The organism is Sphingobacteriaceae bacterium, assembly GCA_002319075.1.
GTDB lineage: Bacteria > Bacteroidota > Bacteroidia > B-17B0 > Aurantibacillaceae > Aurantibacillus.
Genome location: NVQB01000001.1, coordinates 2,690,179 through 2,704,785, shown reverse-complemented (window position 1 = coordinate 2,704,785; position 14,607 = coordinate 2,690,179). Strand labels below are relative to the sequence as shown.

14 protein-coding genes and 1 pseudogene are annotated in these 14,607 nt (G+C 38.6%); 8 read left to right on the top strand and 7 right to left on the bottom strand.

What is annotated here, in order from left to right:
* The first annotated feature begins 7 nt into the window (after positions 1 to 7).
* The gene (locus CNR22_11725) at positions 8 to 694 is read left to right on the top strand and encodes a TIGR02453 family protein (GenBank protein PBQ32410.1); all 687 of its coding nucleotides are present in this window, start codon (positions 8 to 10) and stop codon (positions 692 to 694) included.
* Here the strand turns inward: CNR22_11725 and CNR22_11720 are convergent, their stop codons facing one another.
* Together CNR22_11720 and CNR22_11715 are read right to left on the bottom strand one after the other, a co-directional pair.
* Positions 695 to 1,153 carry a peptidylprolyl isomerase gene (locus tag CNR22_11720; GenBank protein PBQ32409.1) on the bottom strand — a complete coding sequence of 153 codons (459 nt, stop codon included), beginning with the start codon at positions 1,151 to 1,153 and terminating at the stop codon, positions 695 to 697.
* 11 nt (positions 1,154 to 1,164) lie between these two features.
* Positions 1,165 to 1,617: a peptidylprolyl isomerase gene (locus CNR22_11715; protein ID PBQ32408.1), complete on the bottom strand. Its 453-nt coding sequence runs from the start codon at positions 1,615 to 1,617 to the stop codon at positions 1,165 to 1,167.
* 111 nt (positions 1,618 to 1,728) lie between these two features.
* Between CNR22_11715 and CNR22_11710 the strand changes: the two genes are divergently transcribed.
* Positions 1,729 to 2,355, top strand: coding sequence for a DNA lyase (locus CNR22_11710; protein ID PBQ32407.1), 627 nt, complete (start codon positions 1,729 to 1,731; stop codon positions 2,353 to 2,355).
* A 531-nt stretch (positions 2,356 to 2,886) separates the two neighbouring features.
* A complete protein-coding gene (locus tag CNR22_11705; protein ID PBQ32406.1) occupies positions 2,887 to 3,693 on the top strand; it encodes a chemotaxis protein CheR in 807 nt (268 codons plus the stop codon).
* A 9-nt stretch (positions 3,694 to 3,702) separates the two neighbouring features.
* On the opposite strand, the gene CNR22_11700 is transcribed toward CNR22_11705, so the two are convergent.
* The 4 genes from CNR22_11700 to CNR22_11685 form a co-directional block, all read right to left on the bottom strand.
* Positions 3,703 to 5,772, bottom strand: coding sequence for a TonB-dependent receptor (locus CNR22_11700; GenBank protein PBQ32405.1), 2,070 nt, complete (start codon positions 5,770 to 5,772; stop codon positions 3,703 to 3,705).
* 15 nt (positions 5,773 to 5,787) lie between these two features.
* Positions 5,788 to 6,264 (bottom strand): hypothetical protein, encoded by a 477-nt coding sequence (locus tag CNR22_11695; GenBank protein PBQ32404.1) that lies wholly within the window; start codon positions 6,262 to 6,264, stop codon positions 5,788 to 5,790.
* Positions 6,265 to 6,327: 63 nt separating this feature from the next.
* Positions 6,328 to 7,638: an L-sorbosone dehydrogenase gene (locus tag CNR22_11690; protein ID PBQ32403.1), complete on the bottom strand. Its 1,311-nt coding sequence runs from the start codon at positions 7,636 to 7,638 to the stop codon at positions 6,328 to 6,330.
* Between the two features lie 105 nt (positions 7,639 to 7,743).
* On the bottom strand, positions 7,744 to 9,090 hold the full coding sequence (locus CNR22_11685; GenBank protein PBQ32402.1) for a ribonuclease: 1,347 nt from the start codon (positions 9,088 to 9,090) through the stop codon (positions 7,744 to 7,746).
* Positions 9,091 to 9,443: 353 nt separating this feature from the next.
* Between CNR22_11685 and bioB the strand changes: the two are divergent.
* The 5 genes and pseudogenes from bioB (at position 9,444) to CNR22_11660 (ending at position 14,300) form a co-directional block, all read left to right on the top strand.
* Positions 9,444 to 10,394 (top strand): annotated as a pseudogene (gene bioB, locus CNR22_11680) (biotin synthase BioB).
* 325 nt (positions 10,395 to 10,719) lie between these two features.
* Positions 10,720 to 11,865 (top strand): 8-amino-7-oxononanoate synthase, encoded by a 1,146-nt coding sequence (locus CNR22_11675; GenBank protein ID PBQ32401.1) that lies wholly within the window; start codon positions 10,720 to 10,722, stop codon positions 11,863 to 11,865.
* Positions 11,862 to 12,476, top strand: coding sequence for a dethiobiotin synthase (bioD, locus tag CNR22_11670; GenBank protein PBQ32400.1), 615 nt, complete (start codon positions 11,862 to 11,864; stop codon positions 12,474 to 12,476). The genes CNR22_11675 and bioD overlap by 4 nt, the downstream gene beginning before the upstream one ends.
* A gap of 15 nt (positions 12,477 to 12,491) precedes the next feature.
* A complete protein-coding gene (gene bioA / locus CNR22_11665) occupies positions 12,492 to 13,763 on the top strand; it encodes an adenosylmethionine--8-amino-7-oxononanoate transaminase (protein ID PBQ32399.1) in 1,272 nt (423 codons plus the stop codon).
* A 147-nt stretch (positions 13,764 to 13,910) separates the two neighbouring features.
* Positions 13,911 to 14,300: a hypothetical protein gene (locus CNR22_11660; protein ID PBQ32398.1), complete on the top strand. Its 390-nt coding sequence runs from the start codon at positions 13,911 to 13,913 to the stop codon at positions 14,298 to 14,300.
* 2 nt (positions 14,301 to 14,302) lie between these two features.
* Here the strand turns inward: CNR22_11660 and CNR22_11655 are convergent, their stop codons facing one another.
* Entirely contained in the window at positions 14,303 to 14,569 is a 267-nt protein-coding gene (locus CNR22_11655; GenBank protein ID PBQ32397.1) for a hypothetical protein, read from the bottom strand.
* Positions 14,570 to 14,607 lie beyond the last annotated feature (38 nt).

Below are 14,607 nucleotides of genomic sequence, written 5' to 3'. Positions count from 1 at the left end.
TACGGCCATGAGTAAAGCAACTATCCTTCCTTCTACTTTCGAATTTTTAAAATCCCTTAAAAAAAACAATACCCGTGATTGGTTCAACGCTCATAAAGAACGTTACCTGGAAGAGCTTTCTGGTATTGAAAAATTTGCTGATGCGCTTCTACTCGAAATGAATAAACACGATGTGATTGAAACCCCGAGTGGCAAAAAAAGTCTGCATCGCATTTACCGTGATGTTCGTTTTTCAAAAGAAAAAACACCTTATAATACACATTGGGGCGGTGGATTTAAACGCGCGGGAAAAACTCGTCGGGGGTCGTATTATTTTCACCTCTCTCCCGGGAATTCTTTTGTTGCCGGCGGATTTTGGGGTCCCGAGCCCGCAGATTTAAAACGCATCCGCGAAGAGTTCTCTTATGACCCGGCAACTTTCCGAAAAATTCTCAAAAGCAAATCATTCATCACTCATTTTGGAAACTTACTAGGAGAGCAAATTAAAACAACTCCCAAAGGATTTGACGCTAATGATGCTGCCATTGATCTTTTACGCTACAAACAATTTTTGCTTAAAAAATCTTTTAGTGATACAGAGGTAATGGCTCCGGATTTTTTTAAGAAAGCCAATGAAACTTACAAAGCTATGCGTCCGTTTTTAGACTATATGAGTGATGCCTTGAGGATGGATATGAATGGAGAAGCCTTATAATTACTTCACCGTTGACAAGGTAATATCAAAAATTAAAACTGAATTTGCGGGAATATTCGTTTGTGCCTGGCTTCCGTAGCCCAATGCAGAAGGTATCAGAAGAATTCCCTTTCCTCCATTTGCCTTAAAATAAGGAATACCTTCCTGCCAACCCTTAATAACATTACTCAAAGGAAATGTCACATTCGAACCTTGATCGAACACGCCTCCCGCTGGAAGATAACCACGGTAGTCGACAGTTACAATAGATGAAGAAACAGCTTGATTGCCAGTTCCCTCTGTTTTAATTACATAATATAATCCGGAGCCTGTAGCTTTTGCATTTAATTTATTTGCCGCGATATAGTCGGTTATAATTTTCTCATCTACTTCGGCCTGGTTAACATTTGTAGTTGTTTTATTTTTCTTACAGGTAGTAAAAAACACAATAAGGAGAGCCGCAGCTAAATACCGGTACATAGTTTATATTTTTAATTTATTATGTCTGTTAAAACAATATCAAACACCAACACTGAATTTGCCGGAATAGATCCTTGAGATTGTTTTCCATATCCCAGAGCTGAAGGAATTAACAGCATTCCTTTCGTTCCTTTTTTAAAATAGGGAATACCTTCTCTCCAACCCTCTATAACTTTTGTTAAGTCGGATGTGATGCCTCCGCTCGGACTGAGATCAAATACAGTTCCATCTGTCAGGTAGCCAATGTAATCTATTTTTACTTTCGAGGAGGAGGTAGGCTGCGGGCCTGTGCCCTCTTTTATTATTACATAATATAATCCTGAGCCTGTTGCCACTGCACTCAGACCTTTATTCGCAATATATTCGGTAATTATTTTTTCGTCTTTGGTAGCCTGGCTTACTTTATCCTTCTTGCAGGCCACTGCAAAAATCAACAAACAAAATAATTGTAAATAACGAATCATGAGTACCATTTATTTCCAAAGATAATTTATTTCTGACTTAAGATCGCATCAAATTTCAGTTTAGTTTCCATTGAAAAATTCGTAATTTTCATTTTAAAATAAACCCCTATGATGAAAATAGATTGGGCTGAGGCAATGAAACCTCTGCTGGCTAAATACAAAGGCAAAGCACATCCCTTAGAATACAAAAATCTTTATCAATTAGTGATCATGGTAGTGCTCTCGGCCCAGGATTCAGACAAACACATTAACAGTTTGGCTCCCGACTTCTTTAAAGTCTATCCCGACATGAAAAGCCTTGCTGCTGCAGATGAAGCAAGCCTTGTTAAACTTATTGGAAAAGTCAGAAATTTTGGAAATAAAATAAAATGGCTCATGTCTTTAGCGAATACCGTTAAAACTGATAAAAATATTCCCCTCACTATGGAAGCTTTGACTGAACTTCCCGGTATTGGAAGAAAATCAGCAAACGTAATTATGCGTGGCGCGGGAGTAAAGGCGGAAGGAATTATTGTAGATCTTCACGTAGTGAGAGTTGCTCCACGTATTGGAATTGCAAGCGGCACAGATCCAAAAAAAATAGAGAAACAAATTATGGAAGTCATTCCTGAAAAAGATTGGGGAGAAATTGGCATGGCTATTTCTTTTTTGGGACGTGAAACCTGCAGACCAACACACCCACAACACCACGATTGTGTGGTGGCCAAGCATTGTGCTTATTATAAAGCTAACCATTAACTTACGGGCTGCACAACTGCCGGGCCTCAAAGCAACATGTCGCTTCGCAGGTAGTTGAAAATACAAAAAGCCACAGTAAAAATTACTGTGGCCTTTTGTCTTGATCCGAAGATCAGTTTTTCTCCCCGTATCCCAGTGTTGCTCATGCTTTCACTGTCGGTTTGTGGTTATATAGTGATCCTCTAATGCAGCCTTTGTAATTAATTAGTGCAAAGGTTCTATTTAAGGTTGACATTAAAAGAATTGCAAACTCTGTGCCAAATAAAAAATTCTTTTTTATTGATTCAGAATTCTTAAACAAAATTAAGCCATTCGTATGTTGTTATGCACATTCAAATATTAATAAATGGTAATTTCTAAAACCCATTAATTTGACTGATATTTTTTAGAACGTTGAAAACCAAGCCTCTTAATCTTGTTACTTAAAGTTGACTTGGTTTTTTTTAACGAATTCGCATAGAAAAAAATCCGTGTTTAAAAAAATGCGCTTGTAATTATTAATTGTAGAAGTTTAAGGTATTGAAATTTCCCATGTTGAACGATTCTGAGATAAATTCTGTACTTAAAGACCTGCGAGAACTCTACAATTATGACTTCACTTATTATTCGCGCGATTCGTTTAAACGTAGAATTAACCGCCTCTACAAGCTCGAAAAATATCGCAGCTTCTCAGAGTTTACCACAAAATTAAGATCTGATCCAAATTACATTGATCATTTTATTGATCGGATTACCGTACATGTTACTGAAATGTTTCGTGATCCTTCGTTTTTTCTCGTATTAAGAAATCAGGTAATCCCCGAGTTAGCAAAAAGACCGGTTATAAGAGTCTGGCATGCGGGCTGCTCTACGGGCCAGGAGGTTTACAGTGTTGCTATTTTATTGCATGAGGCCGGACTCCTTCAAAAGTCAGAGTTACTTGGTACAGATGTGAATCCACAAGTGCTCACAAAAGCACGCACAGGAGTTTTCCCTGTAAGTCTTACGCAACTGTATGCGAAAAATTATATTCTTTCCGGGGGAGAAAGGGATTTTTCAGCGTACCATACAGAAACCTCTTTCGGCGAGAAATTCGATGAACGCTTTCGTTCACGAATGACTTTCATTTCCCATAGCCTTGCCAGCGAAGAATATATAAATCGTTTTGATCTTATTATTTGTAGAAACGTATTGATCTATTTTGACCAGGAATTACAGGACCGTACTTTTCAATTATTTGATCTTAGTCTTTCGCCAAATTCTTATTTAGCCTTGGGCGAAAAAGAAACCATTAACTTTTCGCGTATTTCAGCTAAGTTTAAACAAGTAGATCAGGAGAAAATCTGGAAAAAACTTTAGGGTAATTGTTTAGAAGCCAATTACAATTCTGCCAAAATAATTTCGCGGTGCAGCAGTGTTGTAATAGCGGTTACCGGCAGCATTTAAGTCGTTACCCAAACTGTACTTTTGATCTAGAAGATTATCGATGCCTGCACTAATGTCGAAGACAAATTTTTTGCTTCCATAAAACATCCAGCCGACCTTTACTTGTATGAGGTTATAGTCTTTTGCATTCTCTGAATTCAAATCATTTAAAGGAATTCTGGCCGTATAATTGTGTTGCGCAAAAAGATAAAACCGTACCGGTAAATTAAGAGTTAAGCCTGTAACCGTAACATAACGAGGAACTCCGGTCAATTCTTTCGCTGTGTAATCCGTTTCACCTATAACATAATTGCCAAACCTGAACAGATTAAATGTAAAAGCATTCGAAAGTTGAAGTCCCCGGATAACTCTTTTTGTTCTTTGTTTAATCACATCTATGCGAATTAAAGATTCAACTCCCGGCTGATAAGTCGTGCCTGCATTTACAAAATAGTCCTGTCCTAAAGCATTTTCGCGTTTTACTATAGTTTGTTTCAGTTCGTAATAAAATGCCGATACATCGCAATAGATTCTGCTACTCTTATCTCTTAAACGCATACCAAGCTCATAATTCCAGCCGCGTTCGGCGTGAAGCGCGGTATTCACCGTATTGTCTGAAGAACGGATTTCCTGGAGTGTTGGCGGAGAATAGCCCCTGCTTATAATTCCGCGGAAAGAAACAAGTTTGTTCACTATGTAGGAGGCAGCTGCTCTGGGCATAAATTCAGGACGAAGAATTTTTTTATTTTCCGAAATAAAGATGGGTTGAGTGCGAGAAAATAAAAGTTGGTTGGCGTTATAACTTAAAGAAACTTCTGTGATCCATTTGTTATTAAAATCTGCCGTAAGTCTTGTAAAAACAAAACCCTGTTGTACTTCTAATTGATCACGAGCCTGCACAGTATCTTTACTACCTTTGCGATTGCCGTAATTACTTATTGCAGATTGTAAGGCCTGGTATTCTCCCCCAACATTAAATTTTAACCTGACACGCGATTCTTCTTTATTGCTAAACTCAAACCAGGTTCGCGTGCCAACGTTAGCCTCTTCCCGCACCTCATAATTTGTAATGAAGGGATTTTCAAATAAAGTTTGTGATCCAAAAATGGAAATTACATGTTTAACCTGATTGTTTATTTTATATTCATGCGTTACTCCTCCAAAAAAAGTACGGTTACGAATAGAAGCATTTTGTTCTATAGCGCCCGGGATTACTTTAGTGGCAGGACGGGCCTGCTTTGGATTTTCATTGAATTGTGCTAAAGTTAATCCACCCGGAGTTTCATACTTTAAATCTGAATAAAAAAAGTAGAGCCTTAATTGTCCTTTTGCATTATAATTAATACGATCAGAGATCTGGAAGAACTTTCTATCCATTGCGCTGTTCTCGCGGTAACCATCAGATCTTTGCCAGGCTTCATTTATAGAGATAGTACTTCTTTTCTGCTTTAAGTGCAAAGCAACATTTTGCTGAAACATACCATAAGATCCTAAACCTAATCCAATGCGAACAAAAGTTGTATCTGAAAATCTGTCGTACGGATTTAATCGTACTACGCCCCCGGAATTTGCGCCGAACAGGCTGCCGTCAGGGCCCTTTAAAATTTCGACACTACTGATGCTATGCATATCGAGCAAATTTAGATAAGCATCGCCACCAGCATTTGTAAGGGGATATTCATCTATATAAAGTTTCGTATTACGAATTCCAAAAGGTGAACGAATCAAACTTCCACGAATAGACAAACGGTAGCTCCCCGGAGAACGCTCCTCCATGCGCACACCAGGAATTGTATTTAAAACCGGAACTAAAGACTGGCCTGCTTGTTTAGTTAATTGCGAACTATCGATGAGCGCCACCGACGCTGGAAGGCGCAATACGGGTCTATCGCCAAGATACGACGAAATAATTACCTCGTTGAGCTGGACTGAATCCTTTTGGGCGTAAACATGCGTTGTAATAATTAAACACAAACAACATATAAAACGTTTTGCCTTCGATCTCGTAATCATTTTCTTACTGATCCATTAAGGTGTATTGGTATTTTGATGTACCCAACTCTCATATGTATTACCATTGTCAATACGTGCATTTTCTGATGAGTAAGACAGGGCGCCACTTTGAACTATCCTGGCAACAGATTTTTGCTTAACTATATAGTGTACGTCTGTGGTTGCAGACTTAAACTCATTAAATTTGACGCTTACAATTTTATCCGATTGAACAGTACTATCTGGAAAAAAGAAATAATTAACGGCTTCTTTTTTATTTGAATCTGCATAAACTATAACGCCATGAGCACTTATATGGTGCTCGTAGTAAACTGCCGCCACCAGAAGAGCCGGAATAGAGTCGGGAACTGCAAACTTGAACATCTTGTCCTCTTCGGACTTGTGTACTTTTAAGTTTTCTAATCTTGTTTCAAAATTACTTTTAGGTTCGTCACAACTTAATAAAGTAGAGCAAAAAAAGCTTATCACCACTATTGACTTAAACACATCCATAGCTTAAAAATACAATCTAAAATGCATTTTGCAAAGAAGGTTGTTTAGCGCGAGAAGTCGCAATTACTTTCCGTAACTCACGCGCCAAACGCAATTACCCGCATCGTCTGCCACAAGCAGCGATCCGTCGTTCATAATGGCAACACCAACCGGACGGCCTTTGACTTCGTTTTTACTTTCATCCTTCATAAAGCCGGTTAAAAAATCTTCGGGCTTACCTGCTTTTTTTCCATCAAAAGGAACAAACACCACTTTATAACCGGAAGGCACTGCGCGATTCCATGAACCGTGTTGACCAATGAAAGCGCCATTCATATACTTTGCAGGGAATTTTTTCTTTGTATAAAATGCCAGGCCTAAAGAAGCTGTATGTGAACCAAGATCCACTTCAGGAATAAGTGTTTTGCTAACTAAGTCTGGTCGTTGCTCATCTTCCTTAATGCGCGGATCTTTATTGCTACCCCAGTAGGAATAAGGCCAACCGTAGAAACCACCTTCCTTTACACTTGTCAGATAATCAGGAACGAGATCGTCACCCAACTCATCGCGTTCGTTTACTGCTGTCCACATAATATCCGTACCTGGTTGCCAGTCCATTCCTACAGGATTACGAAGTCCCGAAGCGTATACCTTCATATTTGTACCATCTAAATTACATTCTATAATACGTGCCCGATTTGCTTCTTTGTCCAAACCCTTCTCCCCCACGTTGCTGGCAGAACCAATAGCAACATAAAGTTTTGTTCCCGTTTTATTAGAAATAATGTTTTTTGTCCAGTGCCTTTCTCCAGCAGGAAGTTCCAATATCTTTTCGCCTTTTGTCGTAATAGTTGTTTGCCCCTCTTTATAAGGATAACGCCAAACTGCATCGGTGCATGCCACATAAAAATAATTTCTCACTACCACCATTCCGAATGGCAAATTTTGATCGGCAAGAAAAACAGTTTGCATGTCGGGTTTACCATCTTTGTCTACATCGCGCAGTAACAGGATGCGACGCATGTCCTCGCTTTTATTTTCCTGTTTGTCGGCGCCAATAAGTATGGCTCCAACTTTAACCAGACCTTTGTGTTCTACTTTTGTTTCAGCAACAAGAACATCGCCATTTGGCAACACATAAATCCAACGAGGATTGTTATACCCTTCGCCAAATCTTGTCACTGTAAACCCTTCCGGAGCCTTAGGTGTAGAATTATTTTCCCAGCCAATGACCTCAGAAAAATTTCTTGAAGATTTTGTTGCGTAGGGTTCGGGGAGATCTGTTCGCTTCTTTCCGGAACTATCTTTTACAGTAGAGCCAGCTTGCTGGGCTTGAAGATTAGAAGCAGAAAGTAAATAGTAAAGACTGAATAAGGTAAGCAGAGCTTTTTTCATACTGTGAGTTTTACCTTTGTACGAAAAAAATGTGCCACGACGGAGAGATTTCAAAAAAAAAGAAGTCCTTACAGAACTTCTCCTTTTAGTAGATTTTGTAATGGCTTAAAGCAGTTCGTTAGCAAGATTTGCTAATTCACTACGCTCGCCTTTTTCAAGTGTGATATGAGCATATAAGGGCTGACCTTTTAACTTATCGATCATATAGCTCAGGCCATTACTTTGAGAATCAAGGTAAGGGGTATCTATTTGATTAATATCTCCTGTGAAGATGATTTTTGTATTTTCTCCGGCACGTGTGATAATTGTTTTCACTTCATGGGGTGTTAAATTTTGTGCTTCATCCACAATAAAGAACACATTGCTTAAACTTCTTCCGCGAATGTAAGCAAGTGGGCAAACCACTAATTTCTGGGCTTCCACCATTTCGTTAAGTTGTTTATGTTCTTTATCTTTTTCACTGAATAAGCTTCGGATGTATTTTAGATTGTCCCAAAGCGGTTCCATGTAAGGATTTAATTTGCTGTTAACGTCGCCTGGCAAATACCCTATGTCTTTGTTACTCAAAGGCACAACAGGACGCGCCAAATAGATCTGGTGATAATTTCTTCTTAACTCAAGGGCTCCAGCCAGTGACAATAATGTTTTTCCTGTTCCTGCTACACCTTGAATCGTTACCAGTTTAATGTCCGGATTCATAATGGCATCCAAAGCAAAGGCCTGTTCTGCATTTTTTGGAATAACGCCAAACGCAGCGGTCTTAATAACCCTTTGCATGGTATCATCTTCCTGATTGTACCTGGCAAGAACACTTTGAGAACCATTCTTTAAAACATAGTAATGATTAGGAACGCCACCTTTTTTAAGAATCGCTTTTGCAGATGTATTTCCTTTGTTGTAGATGCTGGCAATTTGTTCATTGGTTGCCTTTACATCCTCAGTATTGCCGGTGTAAAGTTCATCAACCGATTTTATTTTCCCTGTTTCATAATCTTCCGCAAGAAGATTTAAACTCTTGGCTTTAATACGAAGATTGATGTCTTTCGTAACTAAAATTACTTTTCTTCCCGGATGAGTTTCTGAAACATATAAAGCCGTATTTAAAATCCGGTGATCGGCCTTACGATCGTCGAATATTTTTTCGGCGTTTACCTTTGAAGAACTGTGAAGTTCTATTTTGAATTTGCCCCGGGTAGGTCCGTTAATCGCCGTCCAGTTTTGCAGACTATCCTGCGCATGCTTGTCGATGTACCTTGTGAATTCACGGGCTGAGAAATTTTTTGTATCGTTGCCCTTCTTAAAGTTATCTAACTCTTCAAGAACTGTAATCGGGATCACCACATCGTGTTCTGCAAAATTCCTCATCGCAGTGTGATCGTAAATAATAACAGAGGTATCGAGAACAAAAATTTTACGTTCTCCGATACTTGCTTTGCCTGGTCGTTTCGCCATAGAAATAAATTAAATAACTTGTGATAAATCTAGAAATACAGAATTGCTTTTAATGTTAAGAGCCAAATTGATTTGAACAGGGAGTTGTTTATTCTATCAGGATGGTTTTTAGAGGTTTAAGAAAATCATTTGGGTGTACAGCGATAGAAGAAATCATAGTGTATGGTTTGATTTTTATGAAAGTAAAGTATTGAACGATTGGTTGCTCATATTATTACTAACACATTATTAAGATTCAAGTAGATACTTCTATTATTAAGTACTCACTTTCTTTAAAAAATTCTACTCCACTTATTATTAATTCCATTCCAAATAAAGTTTGTTATTTTTACCGCAAAATTTAAAAGTACTTTATGGTAAAAAATAACTGGACCAAAGAAGAGATTTCTGAAATCTATAATCGTCCACTCCTCGATCTTATTTTTGATGCTGCTACTATTCACCGCGCCAACAATGATTATTCCGAAGTTCAAATCAGTTCTTTAATTTCTATAAAAACTGGTGGTTGTCCGGAAGATTGCTCTTACTGCCCGCAAGCAGCGCGTTATAACACCGACGTAAATGTGCATGGTATGATGAAGTTGGAAGAGGTGAAGCAAGCTGCTCAAGCTGCGAAAGACGGAGGATCATCGCGTTTGTGTATGGGCGCTGCATGGCGCGAGGTGCGTGACAATCGTGACTTCGATAAAGTTTTAGAGATGGTGAAAACTGTTAATGCAATGGACATGGAGGTTTGCTGTACACTTGGCATGTTGAATTACGAACAAGCACAAAAATTAAAAGACGCAGGATTATTTGCATACAATCATAACATCGATACTTCTGAAGAGCACTATAAAAATGTCATCAGCACACGTACCTACGATGACCGTTTAAAGACTATTGAAAATGTGCGCAAGGCCGACCTAACCGTTTGCTCCGGTGGCATTGTTGGCCTTGGTGAAACAGAATCAGACAGAATTGGCATGTTGCATTTATTAGCTACGATGCCAAAACATCCAGAATCGGTTCCTATTAATGCATTGGTTCCGGTTAAAGGTACACCGCTTGAAGCACAACCCCGTGTACCTGTTTGGGATATGGTGCGCATGATTGCCACAGCTCGTATTATAATGCCAAAAACCGTTGTCCGTTTGTCTGCAGGAAGATTAGAAATGCCCGTGTCAGAACAAGCACTTTGTTTTATGGCAGGAGCGAACTCAATATTTGCCGGAGACAAACTATTAACGACTCCAAATCCATCTACATCAGATGATATGAAAATGTTTGAAATTCTTGGATTACAAGCACGTAAAGCCTTTAAAGGCACAGAACGCGAAGTGGGGAATTTCTCGACTACGCTCGAAATGACATCGACTACGCTCGAAATGCCATCGACTACACTCGAAATGCCATCGACTACGCTCGAAATGCCATCGACTACGCTCGAAACCACATCGACTACGCTCGAAATGACATCGACTACGCTCGAAAGGGCATCGACTACACTCGAAATGCCATCGACTGCGCTCGAAATGACATCGACTACGCTTTAAATAACAGAGACCTCACTTCTAGTGATATTATTTTTGCTGTGCTTAGTAAAATGAAAATGTCACTTCAAGCGTAGTCGAGAAGAACCTCATAGTTTTGAATACACTATTAAAAAACGCAACGGAGAAATTACAAGAAGCCCTTGACAAAAGAATCAAAGACTCTTTAATACGTTCTCTGCAAGTGAATGAAAACCTCAGCGATTTTTGCAGTAATGATTATTTAAGTTTTGCCCGTTCTGAAAAAATAAAAAAATCGGTTGAGGAAATTCTACATAAGCATTCTTATTTATCAGGAGCTACCGGTTCGCGTTCTATTTCAGGAAATACGGATTATGCAGAAATTCTCGAGAAAAAAATCGCCGCTTTTCACCTGGCTGAAGCGGGACTTCTTTTTAATTCAGGTTATGATGCTAATGTTGGGTTATTTTCCTGCATCGCTCAAAAAGGAGATACAATCATAACAGACGAATTAATTCATGCCAGTATTATTGACGGCTGCCGTTTAAGTCACGCTACACGTTTTCGTTTTGCGCATAACGACCTTAATGATCTTGAAAAAAAATTTACGCATGCTACCGGCAGTATTTTTGTTGCCGTAGAATCGATTTATTCCATGGATGGCGACAGTGCTGATTTAAAAGCTCTCGCTGATCTCTGTGAAAAATACAACGCTAATCTTATTGTTGATGAAGCCCATTCAACAGGTGTATTTGGAAAACAAGGCAAAGGCATGGTAAATGAACTTGGACTTGAAAACAGAATTTTTGCACGCATTCATACTTTCGGCAAGGCCATGGGTTGTCACGGCGCTATAGTATTAGGAAGCGAGACACTTCGTAATTACCTCATCAATTTTTCACGGTCCTTTATTTTTACCACTGCTTTGCCTATGCCTTCCCTGGCAAACATATCTTGTGCTTACGAAGAACTGGCAAATGTAAATTTTGATAACTCGGCACTTCATAAACTGATTGAACGCTTTAGAAAAAATTTAATTTTGCCTGAAGGCGGCTATTTGATTGAAAGTAACAGTCCCATTCAAAGTGTGGTGACAACAGGTAATGAAAGAACAAGGCTAATTTCGAAAAAATTACAACAGAAAGGTTTTGATGTAAGGGCAATTTTAAGTCCGTCAGTTCCATCTGGAAAAGAACGTTTACGCATTAGTTTACATCTTCACAACACAGAAGAAGAAATTGATGCTCTTATAAAAACATTACACGAAATTCTATCAGCATGAACTCACTTATAGTAGCGGGAATAGGAACAGGCATTGGAAAAACACTGATCTCTGCTATTCTTGTGGAAGCATTGCAAGCCGATTATTGGAAACCAATACAAGCTGGTGATCTCGACCAAAGTGATACTTTAAAAGTTAAGGCGTTAATCAGTAATACACTATCTGTTTTTCATCCGGAAAGTTATTTACTAAAAACTCCCATGTCACCACATGCAGCGGCTAAGATTGACGGTATTGAAATTGAGTTAGAGAAACTCATCATTCCAAGAACAGAAAACACCCTGGTGATTGAATTAGCGGGAGGCTTGATGGTTCCTTTAAATTCAAAAGAATTAAATATCGACCTTTTAAAAAAATGGCATGTGCCGGTAGTTTTAGTCTCACAAAATTATTTAGGCAGCATCAATCATACTTTGCTATCGCTTGATCTTTTAAAAACGAAAAACATTCCTGTGATGGGAATAATTTTTAACGGAGAACAAAATGTTAGTACTGAAGAATTTATTCTGAGCTATTCAAAAGTAAAATGCCTGGGCAGAATTCCAGAAATAGAAGCCATAACGAAGGAAGAAATAAAAAAAATAGGCCAGAATTTAACTCTCACTATTTGAACTTTATAAAAGATTATGTCCTTAACCGAACGCGACGCCAAAGTTATCTGGCATCCTTACACACAAATGAAAACCGCTCAAACACCTATTCCCATTGTGCGTGGCGAAGGCGTTTATCTCTTTGATGAAAGCGGAAAAAAATACTTGGATGCTGTTTCTTCCTGGTGGGTAAATATCCACGGACATTCCAATCCGCATATTGCAAAAAGAGTTTCAGAGCAACTTAATACTTTAGAACATGTTATTTTTGCCGGCTTCACACACGAGCCTGCGGTAGAGCTAGCAGAAAAACTTTTAAAAATTCTTCCAGGCAAACAAACAAAACTATTTTATACCGACAATGGTTCTACCGCAGTTGAAGTGGCTTTAAAAATGGCTATTCAATACTGGCATAACCAGGGAAAACTAAAAAATAAAATCATTGTTTTTGAAAATGCTTACCATGGTGATACTTTCGGATCCATGTCGGTAAGTGCCCGAAGTGCTTTTACAGCCGCTTTTGACTCCATGTTGTTTGATGTGATCTCTCTTCCATTACCTCACACTGGAAAAGAAAACCAAAGTCTTGCCGCATTAGAAACTGCTCTTAGAAATAACCGGGACGAAATCGCCGCTTTTATTTTTGAGCCACTCATTCTCGGAGCTGGCGGTATGTTAATGTACGAACCTGAAGCTTTAGATGCTTTGCTGGCTCTCTGTAAACAAAATAATATTCTTTGTATTGCCGACGAAGTCATGACGGGTTTCGGCCGTACCGGAAAATTATTCGCCTGCGATTATTTACAACAAGAGCCGGATATTATTTGTTTGTCTAAAGGCATTACTGGGGGCACCATGGCTTTGGGAGCCACGAGCTGTAAACAAAAAATTTACGATGCGTTTTTATCTGACGACAAATTAAAAACACTTTTTCACGGACATTCGTATACTGCAAATCCTATTGCTTGTGCGGCAAGTCTCGCCAGCTATGACATTCTTACAAACGACGAAACAAGCTCAGCTTTAGAAACTATCACTGAAAAACATAGAATCTTTGCTGAGAAATTAAAAAGTTTTCCTTTGATAGAAAATATTCGTTGCAGGGGAACCATTATAGCTTTTGACGTAATGAATAAAGAAGGCGTAACTTATTTTAATTCTGTGCGCGATGAGCTTTATAATTTTTTTCTTAACAAAGGAATTATTCTAAGGCCATTGGGTAATACACTCTATATAATGCCGCCTTATTGCATTAAAGAAAACGAATTAAATGAAATCTATTCTGCGATAGAATCCAGGTTTAGCTAGTTCTTTTTCTCCCTTCTGAACAAATTATAAGAATAAGCAAAGGCAAAACTACTATAATGTTATTATGCGCGCTGGCATATAATTTGCATGTAATTTTGGTCCTCCAAAAATTTTATATCTTTAAAACACTAAATAAACATTAACCCTATGAACGACGATGCACTAACCGTATTGGTAATTGAAGACGAGGATTTTATCTCTAGCATGATCTCCAGATCATTAAAAGAAGAAGGTTACCACGTAATTGTTACCAGCGATTTAAAAAGTTCGCTTATAGTTTTAGATTCTGGCGCTATTGATCTGGTTATCTCCGATGTGATGTTGCCTTTTACAGGCGGATTAGACATTGTAGATTACATCCGTGATCACGAGGAGTTGGAAGAAACGCCCATCATTCTTGTAACCGGAATGGACAAAGATGTTTTGGAAACAAGTTCTCTCAGAGCCAATGCCATTTTAGGAAAGCCTTTCGATATGATTGAGCTCATAGATAAAGTGGACGAGCTTTTAGGGAAAACCGAGAAAGAAGGAAACTAATTTCAGTTTTGTTCAAAGTCTTCTCCCACATTGTAGGAGATATGAGACTCGTGGCCCCTACTCACCAGGGAAGCATCTTCAAAAACAAAATTTACAAAGTCAATGACTAAATAATAGTCTTCTGATAATTCTATTTCATAGAGAGAATATTCTTCGGCACTGTCGCCTATTGCAAGTAAATTTACTTCGTAGTCTGAGCGAAAATTTTTATCCGTTTTAGCTTCTTCAATAATATCAGCTGCTTTTTTGAAAATTTCTTCTGTCAACATGGGCCTTAGCGATTTGTATTTGTAGCTCTAAAGTAATC

Excerpts from the sequence above, each read along its gene's own strand:
- CNR22_11685 (PBQ32402.1), bottom strand. The coding sequence starts at position 9,090 with ATGGCGAAACGACCAGGCAAAGCAAGTATCGGAGAACGTAAAATTTTT.
- CNR22_11695 (PBQ32404.1), bottom strand. The coding sequence starts at position 6,264 with ATGGATGTGTTTAAGTCAATAGTGGTGATAAGCTTTTTTTGCTCTACT.
- CNR22_11720 (PBQ32409.1), bottom strand. The coding sequence starts at position 1,153 with ATGTACCGGTATTTAGCTGCGGCTCTCCTTATTGTGTTTTTTACTACC.
- CNR22_11700 (PBQ32405.1), bottom strand. The coding sequence starts at position 5,772 with ATGATTACGAGATCGAAGGCAAAACGTTTTATATGTTGTTTGTGTTTA.
- CNR22_11690 (PBQ32403.1), bottom strand. The coding sequence starts at position 7,638 with ATGAAAAAAGCTCTGCTTACCTTATTCAGTCTTTACTATTTACTTTCT.
- CNR22_11660 (PBQ32398.1), top strand. The coding sequence starts at position 13,911 with ATGAACGACGATGCACTAACCGTATTGGTAATTGAAGACGAGGATTTT.
- CNR22_11725 (PBQ32410.1), top strand. The coding sequence starts at position 8 with ATGAGTAAAGCAACTATCCTTCCTTCTACTTTCGAATTTTTAAAATCC.
- CNR22_11655 (PBQ32397.1), bottom strand. The coding sequence starts at position 14,569 with ATGTTGACAGAAGAAATTTTCAAAAAAGCAGCTGATATTATTGAAGAA.
- CNR22_11705 (PBQ32406.1), top strand. The coding sequence starts at position 2,887 with ATGTTGAACGATTCTGAGATAAATTCTGTACTTAAAGACCTGCGAGAA.
- bioD (PBQ32400.1), top strand. The coding sequence starts at position 11,862 with ATGAACTCACTTATAGTAGCGGGAATAGGAACAGGCATTGGAAAAACA.
- CNR22_11710 (PBQ32407.1), top strand. The coding sequence starts at position 1,729 with ATGAAAATAGATTGGGCTGAGGCAATGAAACCTCTGCTGGCTAAATAC.
- bioA (PBQ32399.1), top strand. The coding sequence starts at position 12,492 with ATGTCCTTAACCGAACGCGACGCCAAAGTTATCTGGCATCCTTACACA.
- CNR22_11715 (PBQ32408.1), bottom strand. The coding sequence starts at position 1,617 with ATGATTCGTTATTTACAATTATTTTGTTTGTTGATTTTTGCAGTGGCC.